Raw genomic sequence first — 19,949 nt, forward strand, 5'->3', positions numbered from 1 at the left:
CGTCATTGTGTTTCCGATTTTCCACGCACAAGGAGTGCGCCATGTACCGCTATGCTCAGAAATTGCATCACCTGTTCCGGAGTCTGCTGCTTTTGTCCCTGATTACCGCAACAAGCGCCCAGGCGGCGGAAAAGATCGACCTGATCATCGACACCGACCCGGGTGCCGACGACGTGGTTGCCTTGCTGTTTGCCCTGGCGTCACCAGAAGAACTGAACATTCGCGCGCTGACTACCGTCGCCGGCAACGTTCGGCTGGACAAGACTTCGCGTAATGCGCGTCTGGCTCGCGAGTGGGCAGGGCGCGAGGAGGTTCCCGTCTACGCCGGAGCACCGAAACCACTGATGCGCACGCCGATTTACGCCGAGAACATCCATGGCAAGGAAGGCCTGTCGGGTGTCACCGTGCATGAGCCGAAGAAGGGCCTGGCCAAGGGCAATGCGGTCAACTACCTGATCGATACCCTGAAAGCCGCCAAGCCACATAGCATCACCATTGCCATGCTGGGGCCGCAGACTAACCTGGCCCTGGCGCTGATCCAGGAACCGGAAATCGTTCAGGGCATCAAGGAAGTGGTGATCATGGGAGGCGCGCACTTCAACGGTGGCAACATCACCCCGGTGGCCGAGTTCAACCTGTTCGCTGATCCACAGGCTGCGGAAGTCGTGCTCAAAAGTGGCGTCAAGCTGACTTATCTGCCGCTGGACGTGACCCACAAGATCCTGACCAGCGAAGCGCGCCTGAAACAGATCGCCGCATTGAACAACAATGCCAGCAAGCTGGTAGGCGATATTCTCAATGAGTACGTCAAAGGCGACATGGAGCACTACGGCATTCCGGGTGGTCCGGTCCATGACGCCACGGTCATCGCTTACCTGCTCAAGCCAGAATTGTTTACTGGCCGTTCGGTAAACGTAGTGGTGGATAGCCGTGAAGGCCCGACCTTCGGCCAAACCATCGTTGACTGGTATGACGGCTTGAAGGCTGAGAAGAATGCGTTCTGGGTTGAAAGCGGCGACGCCCAAGGGTTCTTCGATCTACTGACTGAGCGTCTGGCTCGTCTGAAGTAAAGCTCACGCCCGCAGGTGCCAGCCTGTGGGTTTTTTTACTGACTGTCTATCAGGCCTATGTAGTCTGCGGGGTATTTCTCGAATATCTGTGCGATGAATGACTGGGCGGCTTGCGTCCCGAGTTCTTTGACCAACAGATCGATACCAATGATTGCCAACTCTTCCGGGCTGCCCGGGCTGTAGGAGCTGTGACCCAGTGGCCACTTGGCTTTGATGTCGGCGTCGATACTTACGGTGGTCATGATGGCGCTCGTGAATTCGGGAAAGTCTGAGTGACGAGTTAACCATTTTGCGCGGCGTTTGGCACTCCGACTTAGGCATGAGAAGAGGGCTATGCGACACTTGGTCCTTAACGATTTTCCAAGGACCATGCTGTGCAGATAGATTTGAACACGCCTGACGGCTTGACCCTTGAGGCAGTGCGCCAGATGCTGGCCTCTGCCAGCGACGATGAACACACCCAGCTGCGCGTGACCAAAGGCGGCATCGCCTACATTTCGTCGGGTGTCGTGGGTGGCACCGACATCGACGGGTTGCTGTTTCGCCTGGAGACGTGGGCCAAGGGGTCCGGTTATGTGGGATTGGTCGCTGCCAGCGACGAGGTCTGGGTCATGCAGATCTTCAATGCGCTGAAGGAGAACTGGCCGAAGCCACTGTACGACTACATTGACGTCTATTGAGCACTGTTCATATTCAGTCACGATTGCGGGATGAACGACAGTGGATGCTCAGGCAAACTCGCCGCGTATCCGGATCGAGGGCAGGGTGCTAGCACTCCCTGTGAAACCAAACGCCAGATTGGCGGTCGCACGATCTCAGCTTAACTATTGAAAAAAGGAGGCTTCATGCCTTGGAAGCTCGCGTCATTGGGTACTTTGTTGGCCGTTGCCATGCTGGCCGGTTGCAGCACTACCTCCACCGAGTCGACAACTGACCCTGTCACGACAACTGACACGGGGCACAGTCGTTGTGAGGCAAAAGCTGCCGAATTCACCATTGGCAAAAAGGCTTCGCCAGAGCTGCTGGAGCAGGCGCGCACCCGCGCAGGCGCACAGAATGCGCGGTTCCTCATGCCCACCGATATGGTGACCCTGGAGTACCGCTCCGATCGCTTGAACCTGAACACCGATGCCAATCGGGTTGTCACCCGCGTCAACTGCGGCTGATCGCTTCAGGCTTTTGCTTCACCCATAAAAAACCCCGTCACATGGACGGGGTTTTTTTAGTGCGGCTGAAAATTACTCAGCGCGGACTTGTGCAGCTTGCATACCCTTTTGGCCTTTCTCAGCCACGAAGGAAACGGTCTGGCCTTCTTTCAGGCTTTTGAAACCGTCGCTTTCGATAGCTTTGAAGTGTACGAACAGGTCGTCACCGCCACCTTGAGGAGTGATGAAGCCGAAGCCTTTTTCATCGTTGAACCATTTAACGGTGCCGGTTTGGCGATTAGACATGGTGTATCTCCAAGAAACATATATTTTCAGTAGTGCTGTGCTGCTCAGGCCAACTGGGCACACCGGGGTATCATAGTCGAAATGTTCGCTTTGGGAGCCCCCCGGACGTGCTGTTTGCCCTGCAGCCGCGTTTTCTTTGTGGCTATGTTTGGCTACAAGCCCCGTTTTAAAAGGCTTTCAGCCAAAAGTAAAGACAATAAAAAAACCTGTAAAACCTGCATAAATTGTACGAAAAAACGGTTTTCAGAGGCTTTTCATCGGCTGATAAGGCCTTCAAAGCGTTCTGTCGGGCTTATTTTTTCGCCTTGTTATCGGCTTTGCAGGCTGAGATCTGAGTCAGTGCCTTTTGTTTCAGGGCGTCACTGGCCGTGTTGTCCATCAACGCTTGAATGTCGCCGGCCGGGTACGATTTGATTGCATCGGCCCCGCACGCGCAGTGAGACTTCGCCGCTGCAGCGCCGATCTGAGGCGTGGCTGCCTGGGTGCACTGAGCCATGTATTTCTCGCGCTCGCCCTTCGGCCAATCGGCATGGGCAGCCAGCGGCAGCAACAGAACGATGGGGGCGATTACAGCGAATAAACGATTCAGACGCATGCTGGGATGCTCCTTTTGGGTCAATGTCTTGTTATCTGAGGGGTAAAGCGGCGTTCAAGTTCAGCACTCTGGCATAAAAACAGCTGATTTGCCCCGGCAGAAACCTCGCTACCGCGACGACCGTTCATCTGTGCTAGCATGCCTCGCTCGGGCGTTTGCAGGCTCCGGATGGCCTTGAGCCCCGGTGGCGGCAGAGGCGCGAATAACCCCTGATTTGAATCCCAGTCACTCTGGTTCGGTTTTCCGGTTGGCCGCAAGGCTCCTGCCGCTGTAAGGCAGGCGTTCGTTATTGAATGGCCTGGATCGGATCTTGTACTGGCTCATCCCAACCCACGTGACCTTTGGTAGGGGTCACCACTAGGAGAGGAGGCGCCATGCCAACTATTACTCTTCCCGACGGCAGTCAACGTTCATTCGATCACCCGGTTTCCGTAGCCGAGGTCGCCGCATCCATTGGTGCTGGTCTGGCCAAAGCCACCGTGGCCGGCAAGGTCAATGGCAAGCTGGTTGACGCCAGCGACATCATCGACAGCGATTCCACGCTGCAAATCATTACGCCAAAGGATGAAGAGGGGCTGGAGATCATTCGCCACTCTTGCGCCCACCTGGTTGGCCACGCGGTCAAGCAGTTGTACCCGACGGCCAAGATGGTCATCGGTCCGGTCATCGACGAAGGCTTCTATTACGACATCGCCTTCGAACGTCCTTTCACTCCGGACGACCTGGCCGCCATCGAACAGCGCATGCAGCAGCTGATCGAAAAAGATTACGACGTGATCAAGAAAGTCACTCCGCGCGCCGAAGTGATCGAAGTGTTCAAGGCCCGTGGCGAAGACTATAAGCTGCGCCTGGTCGAGGACATGCCGAACGAGCAGGCCATGGGTCTGTATTATCACGAAGAATACGTCGACATGTGCCGCGGCCCGCACGTGCCGAATACTCGCTTCCTGAAATCCTTCAAGCTGACCAAGCTGTCCGGCGCCTACTGGCGTGGCGATGCCAAGAACGAGCAACTGCAGCGCGTTTATGGCACCGCTTGGGCCGACAAGAAGCAGCTGGCGGCTTACATCCAGCGCATCGAAGAAGCTGAAAAACGCGATCACCGCAAGATCGGCAAGCGCCTGGGCCTGTTCCATACCCAGGAAGAGTCGCCGGGCATGGTGTTCTGGCACCCTAACGGCTGGACGCTGTACCAGGTGCTTGAGCAGTACATGCGCAAGGTTCAGCGCGACAACGGTTACCTGGAGATCAAGACTCCACAAGTCGTTGACCGCAGCCTGTGGGAGAAATCCGGGCACTGGGCCAACTACGCCGACAATATGTTCACCACGCAGTCGGAAAATCGCGACTACGCCATCAAGCCGATGAACTGCCCTTGCCACGTGCAAGTGTTCAACCAGGGCCTGAAAAGCTACCGCGAGTTGCCGATGCGTCTGGCCGAGTTCGGTGCCTGCCACCGTAACGAGCCATCGGGTGCGCTGCACGGCATCATGCGCGTGCGTGCATTCACTCAGGACGACGCCCACATCTTCTGCACCGAAGAGCAAATGCAGGCGGAATCCGCAGCGTTCATCAAGTTGACGATGGATGTCTATGCCGACTTTGGCTTCAAAGACGTCGAGATGAAACTGTCCACTCGTCCGGAAAAACGCGTCGGTTCCGACGAGTTGTGGGACCGCGCCGAAGCTGCCCTGGCTGCAGCCCTTGATAGCGCTGGCCTGCCGTACGATCTGCAGCCGGGCGAGGGTGCGTTCTACGGTCCGAAGATCGAGTTCTCGCTGAAAGATTGCCTCGGCCGTGTCTGGCAGTGTGGTACCCTTCAGCTCGATTTTAACCTGCCTGTCCGTCTGGGAGCCGAATACGTCTCCGAAGACAACAGTCGCAAGCACCCGGTGATGTTGCACCGGGCGATCCTGGGCTCCTTCGAACGTTTCGTCGGAATCCTGATCGAGCACTACGAGGGTGCATTCCCCGCGTGGCTGGCTCCGACCCAGGCAGTGATCATGAATATCACTGATAAACAGGCCGATTTTGCTGCCGAGGTTGAAAAAACCCTCAACGAAAGCGGATTTCGTGCCAAGTCTGACTTGAGAAATGAAAAGATCGGCTTTAAAATCCGCGAGCATACTTTGCTCAAGGTTCCCTATCTCTTGGTTATCGGAGATCGGGAAGTCGAGATGCAGACTGTCGCTGTGCGTACTCGTGAAGGTGCTGACCTGGGCTCGATGCCCGTCGCCCAGTTCGCTGAGTTTCTCGCGCAAGCGGTTTCCCGGCGTGGTCGCCCAGATTCGGAGTAATTATTATTAAGCGTGAAATGAGACAAGATAAACGAGCTGCACCGAAAGCCCCGATCAACGAGAATATCTCGGCACGCGAGGTTCGGTTAATTGGAGCTGAAGGTGAACAGCTTGGGATTGTGTCAATTGAAGACGCGCTTCTTAAGGCTGAAGAGGCCAAACTGGATTTGGTGGAAATTTCCGCCGATGCAGTACCCCCTGTTTGCAAACTGATGGACTACGGCAAATCGATCTTCGAAAAGAAGAAGCAGATTGCCGCGGCCAAGAAAAACCAGAAGCAGATTCAGGTTAAAGAAATCAAGTTTCGTCCAGGGACGGAGGAAGGGGATTACCAGGTAAAACTGCGCAACCTGGTACGTTTCCTGAGTGATGGGGACAGGGCCAAGGTATCCTTGCGATTCCGCGGCCGTGAGATGGCCCACCAGGAGCTGGGGATGGAACTCCTCAAGCGAGTTGAAGGTGACTTGCTCGAGTACGGTTCGGTCGAACAGCATCCTAAGATGGAAGGACGCCAGCTGATCATGGTCATCGCCCCGAAAAAGAAGAAGTAATCAACAGGGCACGGCAGGCCTTGCGATTATGTTTATCAACTGAATGCGGAGTATCCGAACATGCCAAAGATGAAAACTAAAAGTGGTGCTGCTAAGCGGTTTCTGAAAACTGCTAACGGTATCAAGCACAAGCACGCTTTCAAGAGCCACATCCTGACTAAAATGTCGACCAAGCGTAAGCGTCAACTGCGCGGTAGCAGCTTGCTGCATCCGTCTGACGTTGCAAAAGTCGAGCGCATGCTGCGCCTTCGTTAATTTTAGTCAAGAATAGAGGAAGTAACTCATGGCTCGTGTAAAGCGTGGCGTCATTGCCCGTAAACGTCACAAAAAAATTCTGAAACTTGCTAAAGGCTACTACGGCGCTCGTTCGCGCGTATTCCGTGTTGCCAAGCAAGCGGTAATCAAGGCAGGCCAATACGCCTACCGTGACCGTCGTCAGAAAAAACGTCAGTTCCGCGCTCTGTGGATCGCTCGTATCAACGCTGGTGCACGTATCAACGGTCTGTCCTACAGCCGTTTCATCGCCGGCCTGAAAAAAGCGTCCATCGAGATCGACCGTAAGGTTCTGGCTGATCTGGCAGTGAACGAAAAAGCGGCGTTTGCTGCGATTGTCGAGAAAGCTAAAGCCACCTTGGCTTAAGTACCCCCGACAGTCACCCGGCCTCACCTCTGTGGGGCCAGGTGTTAAACGTCATAAATAGGGGAAGAGCCTTCAAGCTCTTCCCCTATTTTGTATCTGGAGTCTGTACATGGAAAACCTGGATGCGCTCGTCTCTCAAGCACTAGAGGCTGTGCAAAGCGCTGAAGATATCAATGCCCTGGAGCAAATCCGGGTTCACTACCTTGGCAAGAAGGGCGAATTGACTCAGGTGATGAAGACCCTGGGGAATTTGCCGGCAGAAGAGCGTCCGCAAGTCGGCGCCCTGATCAACGTTGCCAAGGAGCGTGTCACAGAGGTTCTCAATGCCCGCAAGGCACTGTTTGAAGAGGCCGATCTGGCCGCCAAACTGTCTGCCGAGTCCATTGACGTGACCCTGCCTGGCCGCGGTCAGACCTCGGGTGGTCTGCATCCGGTCACTCGTACTCTGGAACGTATCGAACAGTTCTTCACCCACATCGGCTACGGCATCGCCGAAGGCCCTGAGGTCGAAGACGATTACCACAACTTCGAAGCGCTCAACATCCCAGGCCATCACCCGGCCCGGTCGATGCATGACACCTTCTATTTCAATGCCAACATGCTGTTGCGCACCCATACCTCGCCGGTACAGGTCCGCACCATGGAATCGAAACAGCCGCCGATCCGCATCGTCTGCCCAGGCCGTGTGTATCGCAGCGACTCCGATATTACCCATTCGCCGATGTTCCATCAGGTCGAAGGCCTGTTGGTCGACCGCGATATCAACTTCGCCGACCTGAAAGGGACTATCGAAGAGTTCCTGCGCGTGTTCTTCGAAAAAGAACTGGCCGTGCGTTTCCGCCCGTCGTACTTCCCGTTCACCGAGCCTTCCGCTGAAGTCGACATGGAATGCGTGATGTGCAGCGGTAAAGGCTGCCGCGTCTGCAAGCAGACTGGCTGGCTGGAAGTCATGGGCTGCGGCATGGTTCACCCGAACGTGCTGCGCATGTCGGGGATCGACCCGGAAGAGTTTTCGGGCTTTGCCTTCGGCATGGGCGTCGAGCGTCTGGCCATGCTGCGTTACGGCGTGAACGACTTGCGTCTGTTCTTCGACAACGACTTGCGGTTCCTCGCGCAATTTCGCTAGTCGTAACGAATTCTTAGGAGAGCAGGATGAAATTCAGTGAACAATGGCTGCGTGGCTGGGTAAGCCCGCAGGTAAGTCGCGATGAGCTGGTCGCTCGTCTGTCGATGGCCGGTCTTGAGGTCGATAGCGTTACGCCGGCCGCCGGTGAATTCAGTGGCGTGATCGTGGGTGAGGTGCTGAGCACCGAGCAACACCCGGACGCCGACAAGCTTCGCGTTTGCCAGGTCAGCAATGGCTCGGAAACTTTCCAAGTCGTTTGCGGTGCGCCAAACGTGCGCCCGGGCCTGAAAATTCCCTTCGCCATGATTGGTGCCGAACTGCCGGGCGACTTCAAAATCAAGAAAGCCAAGCTGCGTGGCGTTGAATCCAACGGCATGCTGTGCTCGCAGGCAGAGCTGCAGGTCGGTGAAGGCAACGACGGCTTGATGGAATTACCGGTTGATGCGCCAGTCGGCAAGGACATCCGTGAGTACCTGGGCCTGGACGACGCCAGCATCGAGGTCGATCTGACCCCGAACCGCGGCGACTGCCTGTCCCTGGCCGGTCTGTCCCGTGAAGTCGGCGCGCTGTACGCCGCCGAAGTCACCCGTCCGGTCATTGCCACCGTTCCTGCCGTACACGATGAAGTGCGCTCGATTGAAGTGCTGGCACCAGCTGCTTGCCCGCGCTACCTGGGACGTGTGATCCGTAATGTCGACCTGTCCAAGCCTACGCCTTTGTGGATGGTTGAGCGTCTGCGTCGTGCCGACGTTCGTAGCATCGACGCTGCCGTGGACATCACCAATTACGTGATGCTGGAGCTGGGTCAACCGCTGCACGCTTTCGATCTCGCCGAAATCAATGGTGGTATCCGCGTGCGCATGGCCGAAGAAGGCGAGAAGCTGGTGCTGCTCGACGGTCAGGAAGTCAGCCTGCGTAGCGATACGCTGGTGATCGCCGACCACACCCGCGCCCTGGCTATCGCCGGCGTCATGGGGGGCGAGCACAGCGGCGTCAACACCGCGACCACTCGCGATATTTTCCTTGAAAGCGCTTTCTTCGATCAGATTGCCGTCGCTGGCAAGGCGCGTTCCTACGGCTTGCACACCGATGCTTCGCACCGCTACGAGCGTGGTGTGGACTGGCAACTGGCCCGTGAAGCCATGGAGCGCGCCACTGGCCTGCTGCTGGAAATCACTGGCGGCGAAGCTGGCCCGATCATCGAAACCGTCAGCGAGCAGCACCTGCCGAAGATCGCGCCGGTCACCCTGCGTGCCCAACGCATCACCCAGATGCTGGGCATGGAAATGGATTCCGCCGAAGTCGAGCGTCTGCTCAACGCTTTGGGTCTGACCGTTTCTGCTGATGGGGCGGGGCAGTGGCGCGTAGAAGTGCCAAGCCATCGCTTCGATATCAGCCTCGAAGTCGATCTGATCGAAGAGCTGGCTCGTCTGTACGGTTACAACCGTCTGCCGGTCCGCTACCCGCAAGCTCGTCTGGCGCCGCAAGCCAAGGCTGAAGCGCGTAGCGATCTGCCTGAGCTGCGTCGTCTGCTGGTGGCCCGCGGTTACCAGGAAGCGATCACTTACAGCTTCATCGATCCGAAACAATTCGAGCTGTTCAATCCGGGTGTAGAACCGCTTCTGCTGGCCAACCCGATTTCAAACGACATGGCTGCAATGCGTTCGTCGCTATGGCCGGGGCTGGTCAAGGCGCTTCAGCACAACCTGAACCGGCAACAGGATCGTGTCCGTCTGTTCGAAAGCGGCCTGCGCTTTGTCGGTCAGCTGGACGGCTTGAAGCAAGAGCCAATGCTGGCGGGTGTGGTGTGCGGTAGCCGTCTTCCGGAAGGCTGGGCCCAAGGTCGCGATGTCGTGGACTTCTTCGACGTCAAAGCTGACGTGGAAGCGGTGCTGGGCTTTGCCGGCGCTCTGGATTCTTTCACTTTTGTGCCAGGCAAGCACCCTGCGTTGCACCCGGGTCAAACCGCGCAAATCGAGCGCGAAGGTCGTTTGGTGGGTTACGTCGGCGCTATCCACCCTGAATTGTCGAAAACCCTCGGTCTCGACCGTCCGGTCTTCGTTTTCGAGCTGGTTCTTGCCGAAGTGGCGTTAGGTAAAATGCCTAAATTCCAGGAGTTGTCGCGCTTTCCTGAAGTACGTCGTGATCTTGCACTGATCGCCGAAAAAGACGTCGCTGCCAGCGCCGTATTGGACGTAATCCGTGAAAATGCAGGGGAATGGCTGACGGACCTCAGGCTATTTGACGTGTATCAGGGTAAAGGCATTGATCCTGATAGAAAAAGCCTTGCAGTTGGCTTGACCTGGCAGCATCCATCGCGCACTCTTAATGACGATGAGGTGAATACGACGACGCAAAACATCCTCACCTCGCTCGAACAAAGGTTGAACGCCACGTTAAGGAAGTGACGTATGGGGGCTCTGACGAAAGCTGAGATGGCGGAACGTCTGTATGAAGAGCTGGGCCTGAATAAACGGGAGGCCAAGGAATTGGTCGAACTGTTTTTTGAAGAAATCAGGCACGCTCTTGAAGACAACGAACAAGTCAAATTGTCCGGTTTCGGAAATTTCGACCTTCGGGACAAACGCCAGCGGCCTGGCCGCAATCCGAAAACGGGAGAAGAAATCCCGATCACGGCTCGCCGTGTGGTCACCTTTCGTCCAGGGCAGAAGTTGAAGGCCCGAGTTGAGGCTTATGCTGGAACCAAGTCATAACGACGAGCTACCCGTCATCCCAGGCAAACGCTACTTCACCATTGGTGAAGTCAGCGAGCTGTGTGCGGTAAAACCGCACGTGCTGCGCTACTGGGAGCAGGAGTTTCCTCAACTCAACCCCGTCAAACGCCGCGGAAACCGCCGGTATTATCAGCGACAAGACGTGCTGATGATCCGGCAGATCCGCGCGCTTCTTTATGATCAGGGGTTCACCATCGGCGGCGCACGCTTGCGTTTGTCCGGCGATGAAGCCAAAGACGACACCACTCAGTACAAGCAAATGATTCGCCAGATGATTGCTGAGCTGGAAGATGTTCTGGTAGTTCTCAAGAAATAAATTCCTGCTTTTAAATACTTCCAGTTTTCAAAAGCTTGCGATATATTCTTGAGCGTTCTTCGAGCAGAGGAACAGTATCAACGCCTAGTCGGGGCGTAGCGCAGTCCGGTAGCGCACTAGCATGGGGTGCTAGGGGTCGAGTGTTCGAATCACTCCGTCCCGACCATATAATTCAAGGGGTTGCGAGATTTTATCTCGCGACCCCTTTTTATTTTAAGTCGTTTTTACCCCTACAAAACGACTGGCTCTGGGTGGAATCTTCGGCTGTGATACCAAGGTCGGAATTTGTCCCGCGGTCTTTCAGCAGAGCGTTTCAGGCTATGACTATCGAACGCCGAATTGCTGAATTGGCCTAGCCGCTTCTTGCCTGCCACGACTCGCAAGTTTGGGGCGTTTCAAGCCGCAGACTGAATCCAGGCCTCCCAGTGTTGTAGACCCAAAGTGATCCGTTCGGATCGCCCTTCAACTCCCCCAATCGATTTCAAGCCACTCCCCCCCCCGACGATGGGGGGGACGCTGATCGGCTACGCAATAGTCTGGACTCAACAAACGTTTCGTTGCGTATCGGCTGGCGGGGAGCAGGGCATATGACTGAAAGAGTGCTGATCGCCGGCGTAGGTATGGCGCCGTTTCTCCCGTTGGGTGGCTGTGACAGTCACGCGGCGTTGGCGGGGCAGGCCATTCGTTCGACGCTGGAAGATGCACGAATCGACTATGACCTAGTCGATCAGGTCTTTACCTCGTGCGTGCATGGCGACGCCGCTATCGGAGAACAGATGCTGTCCCGGATCGGCTACTCGGGCGTCCCGATTTTCAACCTCAGCGATGGATGTGCATCGGCCAGCAGTGCCTTTCAACTGGCCCGCCACAGCGTTCTGTGCGGTGAAGCCGAGTGTGTACTGGTCGTTGGTGCCGAGTGCATGCCCGCACGGATTTCCAATCGTGAGTTTTTTGGGTTGAAGGATCCCGTTCGCGATCAGTTCAAGCAGGACGGGCACGCTAGGGATTCCATCGTCATTCTAGAGCGCCGGCAGCATCCGGCCGTACTTTTTGCTGCACAAACCAGTTGGCTGTTGACCCGTATGGGTATCGCCGAGCGTTGCTTCGATGACGTGCTCAGTCGGGCGCGGGCTCAAGCCGCGGTCAATCCCAACGCTCTTTTGAACCGCGTTCCGGATCGTGATGGTTGGCTCCCACCATACCTTAGCCCGCCGGCCTGCGGTGCGGCGGCGGTCTTGATCTGCTCCCCGGCCTTCGCCCTGCGCTTTGGCGCTCGGGCTGAGGTGACCGTTCTGGCGAGTGCCAGAGGCAGTGACTGTACGTCGGAACAAGAATCCGGCTGTGTGCTTGATGTGCTGGGACGGGCGACCACCCGGCGCGTGGCGCAACACGCCTATCAGCAGGCTGGCCTGGGACCGGAAGACATCGATGTAGTTGAGCTGCATGACCAAAGCGTTGGTGACTTCATGGTCAACAGCGCGGCACTGGGCTTTTGCCGAGAGGAAGAGATAGACCGTTTTGTGCAGCTCGGTCATCGCCTGAAAGGACAGATGAATGCGGTGTGTCCATCGGGTGGGCTACTGGGACGTGGGCACGCCCCGGGTGCCACCGGGTTGGCGCAATTGGTCGAGCTGGTGTGGCAACTGCGTGGCACGGCCAAAGGCAGGCAGATTGCAGGTGCCCGTACAGCACTCCAGCACAGTGCCGCGCTGGGTCGGGCCGTGTCGGTCACTCTTTTGCAGCGCACTTGATCGCAAGCATCTCGAGCGATGAATTCACCCATGTTTTTTCGTAAACCATTGAGCAGGTGGCAAGTTAGATGAACAAAAATAATAAGATCTGCCATGCAAACTTCCGCAAGGGGTTGCTGACTTCAGCCATCCTGGCGGGTCTGGGCATAACACACGCACACGCAGTGGAAATCGACACAGGAAATGAAGACCTGGCGGTTCGTTTCGACAACACGGTGAAGCTCAACTATGCCCAGCGGGTTGAATCAGCCAACAGCAAGTTGGCCAATTCGTGGAACAACAATGACGGGAATCGCAATTTCTCCTCCGGCAGCGCGGTTTCCCAGCGTATGGATGTGCTGTCCGAACTGGACGTGGTTTACAAGCAGAAGCTTGGCTTTCGCGTCAGCGCCAACACCTGGTACGACCATGCCTACGATGATGTCGGCAGCGATAATGCGTCGACCAACCAGCTCAACCACGGGGTGCCGGACTCACGGCATATCAGCGGTTACGCCGATCGCTATTACAACGGTCCTTCCTCCGAAATTCTCGATGCCTTCGTCTTTGGCAGTACGGAAGTCGGCGATGAATCGCTGCTCAGTGGCAAGGCAGGCAAGCACACCCTCTACTGGGGTGAGAGCCTTCTAGCCTTTGCTCATGGCAACAGTTATGGGCAGTCCGGCCTTGACCTTTCCAAGGCGTTGGCGGTACCCGGAACGGAAGCCAAAGAACTGTTCATTCCGCGCAATCAGTTGTCCACAAGCTTCACGCTCAATCCGGAACTGACGCTCGCTGCACAGTACTTTCTCGACTGGGATGCCGCGCGTTTACCGGAGTCTGGCACCTATCTTGGGTTTAACGACGGCATCCAAAGTGGTGGGCACAACCTGTCGTTGATTGGTGGACAGAATCCGTTTTTCGGTGCCCCTGGCCCGATCGGTGCCAATCAGTTCCTGCGCCTGAGCAATGGCCACACCTTCACCCCGGATAAGCACGGCGACTTCGGGTTAATGGCCAAGTGGAGCCCGGAATGGCTGCAAGGCACCCTGGGTGTCTACTACCGCAATACCTCCGACATTCTGCCGAACCTGGCCTTGCAGCCAACGGCTGTCGGCCCTGCGCAACTGATCTCCGGCAACATCGGCAGCTACAACCAGTTCTACGTCGATGATATCGATATCTACGGCATCAGCCTGTCGAAAAGCATCGCGGGGGTCAGCGTCGGTTTCGACCTGAACTACCGCGAGAACATGCCCCTGGCCAGCGTGGCGGGCACCGTCAGCCCGGCCGCGTCAGCCGCCGGTTTGCCAGGTTTCATTGGCAGCTTTAACGGCGAAAACGGCGTGGCCCGCGGCAACACCGTGCACGCGGTGCTCAACGGCCTGACCACCTTTGGCGACACGCCGGTCTGGGACAGTTCTTCACTGCTGGTCGAACTCGCCTACAGCCGCTGGCTGGACGTCACGGACAACAAGCAACTGTTCAAGGGCGAAGACTGGTACCACGGTGTCGACAAGGTCACCAAGGACAACTACGTCGTTGGCGTCAACTTCAACCCGACCTGGTATCAGGTGTTCCCCGGCATCGATATGTATATGCCGATGACCTACAACGTCGGCCTCAATGGCAACTCGGCTATCCAACTCGGCGGTAACGAGGACTCTGGCAGTTATTCGGTGGGCGTCGGTATGGATGTCCAGAACCAGTACCGTTTTGACCTGAAATACGTGGACAACTTTGGTCCGTTCGACACTTGCGGCTCCGCCGGTGGTGTGGGCGCCCAGGGTCAGGGCGCCGCACCAGGTGCCAACGGGCAGTACAACTGCGTACCGGGGCAGACCACTGCTTTCGGCGGTACTCAGCCTCAGCTCAAGGATCGGGGCATGGTCACTTTGACGTTCAAAACGACCATTTGATCGAAGTCTTTGCTTGATAGCAGGAGTCACTCCATGAAGTTCGTAAATTCTCTGATGTTCACTGCCTTGACCGTCGCCCTTGCCGGTGCGGCACACGCAGCAGTTTCCCCGGATGAAGCGGCCAAACTGGGCACCAGCCTGACAGGCGTCGGCGCTGAAAAGGCCGGCAATGCCGACAGCACCATTCCGGCCTATACCGGCGGCCTCACCACGCCGCCAGCCAGTTACCAGTCGGGCAGTTCATTTCGTCCAGACCCTTATGAGGCTGACAAGCCGCGTGCCGTCATCGATGGCAAAAACATTGCTCAGTACGCCGGCAAACTGACCGCCACCACTCAAGAGTTGCTCAAGCGTTACCCGACGTTCCGGGTCGATGTGTTCCCGACCCATCGCAGCGTCGCGCTGCCGCAGCGGTTGCTGGATAACACCGCGAAAAACGCCGTCGGCACCAAAACCCTCGAAGGTGGTGTCGCCCTGGAGAACGCGCTGCCAGGCGTGCCGTTCCCGATCCCGAAAGATGGCTATGAGGCCATGTGGAACCACCTGCTGCGCTATCAGGGTTACGCCACCAACTTCAAATACGATTCCTGGAACGTCGACGGTTCCGGCAAGGCGATTCTGGCCACGACCGGTAACGCCTTTCTCGAATACCCGCTCTACGATCCGAAACGTACCGACCCGGCGAAAGAGAGCGATCTGTTCTTCAAGACCAAACTCTATTACCAGGCCCCGGCCCGCCGCGCGGGTGAAGCCATCCTGGTGCAGGATGCCGTCAACCCGCTGAAAATGGAGCGTCGTGGCTGGCAATACCTGCCAGGCCAACGCCGGATCAAACTCGCGCCGGACATCGCTTATGACACGCCAAACCCTGGCTCGGCCGGTGCCTCGACCTATGACGATGCCTGGGTGTTCAACGGTGCACTAGACCGCTACGACTTCAAGCTGGTCGGCAAGAAGGAAATGATCATTCCTTACAACACCTACAAGCTGAACTATCACAAGGAAGCGGCGGACATCACCACGGCGAACCACGTCAATCCCGACTTGATGCGCTGGGAGCTGCATCGTGTGTGGGTCGTCGAAGCGACGCTGAAACCGGGCAAACGCCACATCTACAGCAAGCGCACCTTCTACCTCGACGAAGACAGCTGGATTGCCCTGGCCTCGGATGAATACGACGCCAGCGGCAAGCTGTACCGCGGCTCCTTTGCGCACCTGGCTTACAGCTATGACGTGCAGGCACCGAACTCGGACAATCACATGATTTATGACTTTGTCTCCGGCAGCTACAACATCACCGGCATCTATGGCCCGTATGGCGGCATCAAGTACATCGACCCGCTTTCGAAAGCGCAGTGGGCACCTGAGTCATTGGCTGGCACGGGCATTCGCTAAGCCATAAACGCAGGTGTTTTTTGGTCGCCGACAGTGTGTCTCGCACTGTTCGGCGGCTTTTTTTGCCGAGTAAACCTCATGAATACATTTAGATGGATAACGCTCACTGCGTTAGCCGTGGCATTGGCCGTGCCGTTTAGCAGAGCCGTGGTCGCCGCGGACTTTGTGGACACGCTGTCGAGTCCGGCGATTCAGAGTGAAAAAGCCATTGGCGGAATGTTTACCGGGTTGACCAGTGCCGGAAAACGCCTGGTCGCCGTCGGCCAGCGAGGGCATATTTTTTATTCCGATGATAGCGGGATCCGCTGGCATCAGGCACAAGTGCCGGTGAGTTCCGACCTGGTGGCCGTACAGTTCCCGAGCCCGAATCAGGGTTGGGCGGTGGGACATGACGGCATTGTGTTGCACAGCGATGACAGGGGTGAAACCTGGAAGCGCCAGCTCGATGGACGTCAGGTCGGGCAGATCATGCTCGAACACTATCAGCGGCAAGCGGCGCCGGATGACGCGTTATTAGCCGAAGCCCGGCGGATGATTGACGACGGGGCGGACAAGCCCTTTCTGGACGTGTGGTTCTCAGATGAGAAAACCGGCTACGTCGTCGGCGCATTCAACCTGATTTTTCGCACCGACGATGGCGGCAAGACCTGGGTTCCGCTGATGGAGCGAACCGACAACCCGGGCGCGCTGAACTTCTACGGAATGCGTGCAATCGGGGATGACCTGTTCATTGTCGGCGAACAAGGTGTGGTGCTGAAACTGAACCCGGCAACGCAGCGCTTCGTCAATGTGCCTACCCCCTACAGCGGCAGCTATTTCGGCATCACCGGCACGCCGGACGCCGTACTCATTTATGGCCTGCGGGGCAATGTTTATCGCAGCGTTGATCACGGCGCGAACTGGCACAAGGTTGAACTAGGCCTGTCCTCGAGCATCACCGCAAGCACCGTAACGGCAGACGGTCGAATCATTTTGATCAGCCAGGCCGGCCATGTCCTTGTCAGTTCTGATGAAGGTGCAGGTTTCACGCAAAAGCCACAAGACCGCCTGGGACCTGCCGCTGCGGCGCAGGCCGTCGGGTCAGGCTTCGTGGTGGTCGCGGGTGCCCAGGGCTTGCGCCAGTTGCCTTTCGAATGAGCCCACTTCACAGAATAAAAAGAGACGAGCCACGTCATGGGTAACTACAACCTCGATACGATGCCGGTGATCCGGGAGCTCAAGGGCTTCGATGCACGCTCCGGCAATTTCCTTGAACGCCTGATCTTCAATAACCGCCTGCTGGTGGTGCTGAGCTGCCTGATCGTGACGGTATTGCTGAGCTATTTCGCGGCCACGCGGCTGACGCTCAATGCCAGCTTCGAAAAGATGATTCCGCAGAGTCAGCCCTACATCAAAAACTACCTCGAGAATCGCCAGTCCTTGCGAGGGCTGGGCAACACGGTTCGGGTGGTGGTGGAAAACACCGACGGTGACATTTACGACCCGAAATACCTGGACGTGCTCAAGCAGGTCAACGATGCCTTGTTTCTGACACCGGGTGTCGATCGCGCATGGATGAAGTCGTTGTGGACGCCGGCTGTGCGCTGGACCGAGGTCACGGAGGAGGGCTTCCGTGGCGGCCCGGTCATGCCGGACTCCTACGACGGCTCGGCCAGTGGCGTCGAGCAATTGCGCTTGAACATCGCCCGCTCCGGCATCATTGGCAACCTGGTCGGCAATAACTTCAAGTCGAGCATGATTGTGGTGCCACTGCTGGAGAAAGACCCGGTCACCGGCGAAGCCATCGACTATCACCGCTTTTCCCGGATGCTCGAGGAGCAGCTTCGCAACAAATTCGAATTTGCCGATGGCAGCGCGCTGCACAAGGCCGGAGAGGAGGGCAAAGGCCCGATCAAAATCCGCGTCATCGGTTTCGCCAAACTGGTGGGCGATCTGATCGATGGCCTGCTGCTGATCATGATGTACTTCGGCGCTGCGGCGCTGATCGCCACCGCCATCATTTATTTGTTCACCCGTTGCGTACGCAGCACCACGTTGGTGATTCTGTGCTCGGTGGTGGCCGTGGTCTGGCAACTCGGGCTGATTACCTTGTTCGGCTACGCGCTCGACCCGTTTTCGATTCTGGTGCCGTTCCTGGTGTTTGCCATCGGCGTGTCCCACGGCGCGCAGAAAATGAACGGGATCATGCAGGACGTCGGGCGCGGCACACATCAGCTGATCGCCGCGCGTTACACCTTCCGCCGGCTGTTCCTGGCCGGGTTGACCGCGTTGCTGGCCGATGCCGTGGGCTTTGCGGTGCTGATGCTGATCGACATTCCAGTGATCCAGGACCTGGCCGTCACCGCGAGCATTGGCGTGGCGGTATTGATCTTCACCAACCTGGTGTTGCTGCCGGTGCTGCTGTCCTATTGGGGTGTCAGCCCGAAAGCGGCGGCGCGCAGCTTGCGTCAGGAAAACAAGGAGCTCAAAGGCAAGGGACTCGGCAGTCTGTGGAACCTGCTCGACCGTTTTACCGAACGCCGCTGGGCGACGGTGGCGGTGGTGGTTGCGGGGTTGATGGCGGTGGGTGGCTTCGTGGTCAGCACGCACTTGAAGATCGGTGACCTCGATCCGGGTGCACCTGAGCTGCGTGCGGATTCGCGCTACAACCGCGACAACGCCTACATCACCGCCAACTACTCACTGTCGAGCGACCAGTTCGCGGTGATGGTCAAAACCGCCAGCGAAGGCTGCCTGAAGTACGAAACCCTGGTGGAAGCAGACCGTCTCGGCTGGTTGCTGCAACAGCAACCGGGCGTGCAGACCACCGTGTCGCTGGTCAATGCGGTGCGGCAGATCACGGCGGGTTCCTACGAGGGCAACCCGAAAATGCTGACCATCGCGCGCAATCAGGATGTACTCAACTACGGCGCGCAACAGGCTTCGGTGAACAACCCTGAGCTGTTCAACAACGACTGCTCGATGATGCCGGTGATCGCTTATCTCTCGGATCACAAGGCGGAAACCCTCGACCATGTGGTGAAAGTGGCTGATCAGTTCGCCCGCGAACACAGCAATGACGATCGTCAGTTCATGCTCGCCGCAGGCAGCGCCGGGATCGAAGCCGCGACCAACATCGTCGTACGCGACGCCAACCGCACCATGTTGTTCTACGTGTATGGCGCAGTGATCGTGCTGTGTTTCATCACCTTCCGCAGCTGGCGGGCCGTGGTGGTGGCTGTCGTACCGTTAATGCTGACGTCGATTCTCTGTGAAGCGTTGATGGTCTGGCTGGGGATGGGCGTGAAGGTCGCCACCTTGCCGGTGATTGCGTTGGGCGTCGGTATCGGTGTCGATTACGCGTTGTACCTGCTCAGCGTCCAGCTGGCCCAGCAACGTGCGGGTCTGTCGTTGACCGAGGCCTACAAAAACTCCGTCGCGTTCACCGGCAAGGTTGTGGCGCTGGTGGGGATCACCCTGGCAGCAGGTGTGATTACCTGGGCATGGTCGCCAATCAAGTTCCAGGCCGACATGGGCATCCTGCTCACCTTCATGTTCATCTGGAACATGATCGGGGCGTTGGTGTTAATTCCTGCCTTGTCGCATTTCCTGCTCCGACGCGCACATTAAAACAAGACAAACAGTGGAGTAACTGTATGACGGCTGTGGAATATCCTGCGTGGATTCGCGAACTGCATGAGAGCGAGATATTTGGTGAAGCCCTTGCACTCGCGCTGATCGAGGTGGCGAAAAGCGAACGCGATCAATACCACTTCGGTACTTTGCTGCAACTTGAAACCGAAACAAAAGCGCGCTTGCGCCCCTTCTTGTTCAAGTACGGCGTACCTCTGAGCGAGAACATGGACCTGAGTGATGTTGGAGCCATTGTCAGCGCCTATCAGTCAGCCGCTAACCTCCAGGAATTTTCCGGCGTCATCAAACCTGTCGTTGAGAACTTCCTGTCGCGCTTTGAAGAGATCGCGCGCATTTGTCCCGAAGAGGATCGCGACATAGCCCAGTCAATGGTTCGTCACGAGTCAGCCATCCTCAAATGGCTGACCATGGAAAGCACGTGCCATCCGCGCGGCTCTCTGGATGACATGATCGGAGAGTTGCGCTACCCCTTGCCGACAATTGAAGTGTAA

At 57.2% G+C, this 19,949-nt stretch carries 20 protein-coding genes and 1 tRNA gene; 18 read left to right on the forward strand and 3 right to left on the reverse strand.

The window, feature by feature from the left end; all coding sequences use genetic code 11:
• The first annotated feature begins 41 nt into the window (after window positions 1-41).
• Window positions 42-1,070 carry a nucleoside hydrolase gene (locus tag ACA055_RS10035; RefSeq protein ID WP_497683468.1) on the forward strand — a complete coding sequence of 343 codons (1,029 nt, stop codon included), beginning with the start codon at window positions 42-44 and terminating at the stop codon, window positions 1,068-1,070.
• A gap of 35 nt (window positions 1,071-1,105) precedes the next feature.
• Here ACA055_RS10035 and ACA055_RS10040 read toward each other — a convergent pair whose 3' ends face one another.
• Window positions 1,106-1,312, reverse strand: coding sequence for a hypothetical protein (locus ACA055_RS10040; protein WP_497683469.1), 207 nt, complete (start codon window positions 1,310-1,312; stop codon window positions 1,106-1,108).
• A 132-nt stretch (window positions 1,313-1,444) separates the two neighbouring features.
• Here ACA055_RS10040 and ACA055_RS10045 point away from each other — a divergent pair, with 132 nt between their 5' ends.
• Window positions 1,445-1,750 (forward strand): hypothetical protein, encoded by a 306-nt coding sequence (locus ACA055_RS10045; RefSeq protein WP_497683470.1) that lies wholly within the window; start codon window positions 1,445-1,447, stop codon window positions 1,748-1,750.
• A gap of 165 nt (window positions 1,751-1,915) precedes the next feature.
• On the forward strand, window positions 1,916-2,236 hold the full coding sequence (locus ACA055_RS10050) for an I78 family peptidase inhibitor (protein WP_497683471.1): 321 nt from the start codon (window positions 1,916-1,918) through the stop codon (window positions 2,234-2,236).
• Window positions 2,237-2,308: 72 nt separating this feature from the next.
• On the opposite strand, the gene ACA055_RS10055 is transcribed toward ACA055_RS10050, so the two are convergent.
• Both ACA055_RS10055 and ACA055_RS10060 read right to left on the reverse strand, forming a co-directional pair.
• On the reverse strand, window positions 2,309-2,521 hold the full coding sequence (locus ACA055_RS10055) for a cold-shock protein (RefSeq protein WP_007905882.1): 213 nt from the start codon (window positions 2,519-2,521) through the stop codon (window positions 2,309-2,311).
• Window positions 2,522-2,813: 292 nt separating this feature from the next.
• Window positions 2,814-3,116 carry a hypothetical protein gene (locus ACA055_RS10060; RefSeq protein WP_497683472.1) on the reverse strand — a complete coding sequence of 101 codons (303 nt, stop codon included), beginning with the start codon at window positions 3,114-3,116 and terminating at the stop codon, window positions 2,814-2,816.
• Window positions 3,117-3,490: 374 nt separating this feature from the next.
• On the opposite strand from ACA055_RS10060, the gene thrS reads away from it, so the two are divergent.
• The 15 genes from thrS (at window position 3,491) to ACA055_RS10135 (ending at window position 19,949) form a co-directional block, all read left to right on the forward strand.
• A complete protein-coding gene (gene thrS, locus ACA055_RS10065; protein ID WP_010455934.1) occupies window positions 3,491-5,413 on the forward strand; it encodes a threonine--tRNA ligase in 1,923 nt (640 codons plus the stop codon).
• A complete protein-coding gene (gene infC, locus ACA055_RS10070) occupies window positions 5,413-5,964 on the forward strand; it encodes a translation initiation factor IF-3 (RefSeq protein WP_172435341.1) in 552 nt (183 codons plus the stop codon). The genes thrS and infC overlap by 1 nt, the downstream gene beginning before the upstream one ends.
• Before the next feature lie 60 nt (window positions 5,965-6,024).
• Complete coding sequence (gene rpmI, locus ACA055_RS10075; RefSeq protein ID WP_002553160.1) at window positions 6,025-6,219, forward strand: 50S ribosomal protein L35; 195 nt, start codon at window positions 6,025-6,027, stop codon at window positions 6,217-6,219.
• A 28-nt stretch (window positions 6,220-6,247) separates the two neighbouring features.
• The gene (rplT, locus tag ACA055_RS10080; protein ID WP_007905879.1) at window positions 6,248-6,604 is read left to right on the forward strand and encodes a 50S ribosomal protein L20; all 357 of its coding nucleotides are present in this window, start codon (window positions 6,248-6,250) and stop codon (window positions 6,602-6,604) included.
• 109 nt (window positions 6,605-6,713) lie between these two features.
• The gene (gene pheS / locus ACA055_RS10085; protein WP_007905876.1) at window positions 6,714-7,730 is read left to right on the forward strand and encodes a phenylalanine--tRNA ligase subunit alpha; all 1,017 of its coding nucleotides are present in this window, start codon (window positions 6,714-6,716) and stop codon (window positions 7,728-7,730) included.
• A gap of 26 nt (window positions 7,731-7,756) precedes the next feature.
• Window positions 7,757-10,138, forward strand: coding sequence for a phenylalanine--tRNA ligase subunit beta (pheT, locus tag ACA055_RS10090; protein WP_497683473.1), 2,382 nt, complete (start codon window positions 7,757-7,759; stop codon window positions 10,136-10,138).
• A 3-nt stretch (window positions 10,139-10,141) separates the two neighbouring features.
• A complete protein-coding gene (gene ihfA / locus ACA055_RS10095; RefSeq protein WP_002553164.1) occupies window positions 10,142-10,444 on the forward strand; it encodes an integration host factor subunit alpha in 303 nt (100 codons plus the stop codon).
• Window positions 10,425-10,781: a MerR family transcriptional regulator gene (locus ACA055_RS10100; RefSeq protein ID WP_003179985.1), complete on the forward strand. Its 357-nt coding sequence runs from the start codon at window positions 10,425-10,427 to the stop codon at window positions 10,779-10,781. The genes ihfA and ACA055_RS10100 overlap by 20 nt, the downstream gene beginning before the upstream one ends.
• 89 nt (window positions 10,782-10,870) lie before the next feature.
• Window positions 10,871-10,947: transfer RNA gene (locus ACA055_RS10105), tRNA-Pro, on the forward strand.
• A 421-nt stretch (window positions 10,948-11,368) separates the two neighbouring features.
• Complete coding sequence (locus ACA055_RS10110; RefSeq protein WP_497683474.1) at window positions 11,369-12,532, forward strand: thiolase C-terminal domain-containing protein; 1,164 nt, start codon at window positions 11,369-11,371, stop codon at window positions 12,530-12,532.
• A 68-nt stretch (window positions 12,533-12,600) separates the two neighbouring features.
• Window positions 12,601-14,430: a DUF1302 domain-containing protein gene (locus tag ACA055_RS10115; RefSeq protein WP_497683475.1), complete on the forward strand. Its 1,830-nt coding sequence runs from the start codon at window positions 12,601-12,603 to the stop codon at window positions 14,428-14,430.
• Window positions 14,431-14,463: 33 nt separating this feature from the next.
• Window positions 14,464-15,825 carry a DUF1329 domain-containing protein gene (locus tag ACA055_RS10120; RefSeq protein ID WP_497683476.1) on the forward strand — a complete coding sequence of 454 codons (1,362 nt, stop codon included), beginning with the start codon at window positions 14,464-14,466 and terminating at the stop codon, window positions 15,823-15,825.
• Between the two features lie 78 nt (window positions 15,826-15,903).
• Window positions 15,904-16,962, forward strand: a complete 1,059-nt coding sequence (locus tag ACA055_RS10125) for a WD40/YVTN/BNR-like repeat-containing protein (protein WP_497683477.1) — start codon at window positions 15,904-15,906, stop codon at window positions 16,960-16,962.
• A 36-nt stretch (window positions 16,963-16,998) separates the two neighbouring features.
• Window positions 16,999-19,434: an efflux RND transporter permease subunit gene (locus tag ACA055_RS10130; RefSeq protein ID WP_497683478.1), complete on the forward strand. Its 2,436-nt coding sequence runs from the start codon at window positions 16,999-17,001 to the stop codon at window positions 19,432-19,434.
• 26 nt (window positions 19,435-19,460) lie between these two features.
• Window positions 19,461-19,949 carry a hypothetical protein gene (locus ACA055_RS10135; protein WP_497683479.1) on the forward strand — a complete coding sequence of 163 codons (489 nt, stop codon included), beginning with the start codon at window positions 19,461-19,463 and terminating at the stop codon, window positions 19,947-19,949.

The organism is Pseudomonas sp. LBUM1657, assembly GCF_059716075.1.

Coding starts and splice junctions, on each gene's coding strand:
- ACA055_RS10135 (WP_497683479.1), top strand. CDS start 19,461: ATGACGGCTGTGGAATATCCTGCGTGGATTCGCGAACTGCATGAGAGC.
- ihfA (WP_002553164.1), top strand. CDS start 10,142: ATGGGGGCTCTGACGAAAGCTGAGATGGCGGAACGTCTGTATGAAGAG.
- ACA055_RS10110 (WP_497683474.1), top strand. CDS start 11,369: ATGACTGAAAGAGTGCTGATCGCCGGCGTAGGTATGGCGCCGTTTCTC.
- pheS (WP_007905876.1), top strand. CDS start 6,714: ATGGAAAACCTGGATGCGCTCGTCTCTCAAGCACTAGAGGCTGTGCAA.
- ACA055_RS10125 (WP_497683477.1), top strand. CDS start 15,904: ATGAATACATTTAGATGGATAACGCTCACTGCGTTAGCCGTGGCATTG.
- ACA055_RS10115 (WP_497683475.1), top strand. CDS start 12,601: ATGAACAAAAATAATAAGATCTGCCATGCAAACTTCCGCAAGGGGTTG.
- pheT (WP_497683473.1), top strand. CDS start 7,757: ATGAAATTCAGTGAACAATGGCTGCGTGGCTGGGTAAGCCCGCAGGTA.
- rplT (WP_007905879.1), top strand. CDS start 6,248: ATGGCTCGTGTAAAGCGTGGCGTCATTGCCCGTAAACGTCACAAAAAA.
- ACA055_RS10035 (WP_497683468.1), top strand. CDS start 42: ATGTACCGCTATGCTCAGAAATTGCATCACCTGTTCCGGAGTCTGCTG.
- ACA055_RS10050 (WP_497683471.1), top strand. CDS start 1,916: ATGCCTTGGAAGCTCGCGTCATTGGGTACTTTGTTGGCCGTTGCCATG.
- thrS (WP_010455934.1), top strand. CDS start 3,491: ATGCCAACTATTACTCTTCCCGACGGCAGTCAACGTTCATTCGATCAC.
- ACA055_RS10130 (WP_497683478.1), top strand. CDS start 16,999: ATGGGTAACTACAACCTCGATACGATGCCGGTGATCCGGGAGCTCAAG.
- ACA055_RS10040 (WP_497683469.1), bottom strand. CDS start 1,312: ATGACCACCGTAAGTATCGACGCCGACATCAAAGCCAAGTGGCCACTG.
- ACA055_RS10120 (WP_497683476.1), top strand. CDS start 14,464: ATGAAGTTCGTAAATTCTCTGATGTTCACTGCCTTGACCGTCGCCCTT.
- ACA055_RS10100 (WP_003179985.1), top strand. CDS start 10,425: ATGCTGGAACCAAGTCATAACGACGAGCTACCCGTCATCCCAGGCAAA.
- rpmI (WP_002553160.1), top strand. CDS start 6,025: ATGCCAAAGATGAAAACTAAAAGTGGTGCTGCTAAGCGGTTTCTGAAA.
- ACA055_RS10060 (WP_497683472.1), bottom strand. CDS start 3,116: ATGCGTCTGAATCGTTTATTCGCTGTAATCGCCCCCATCGTTCTGTTG.
- ACA055_RS10055 (WP_007905882.1), bottom strand. CDS start 2,521: ATGTCTAATCGCCAAACCGGCACCGTTAAATGGTTCAACGATGAAAAA.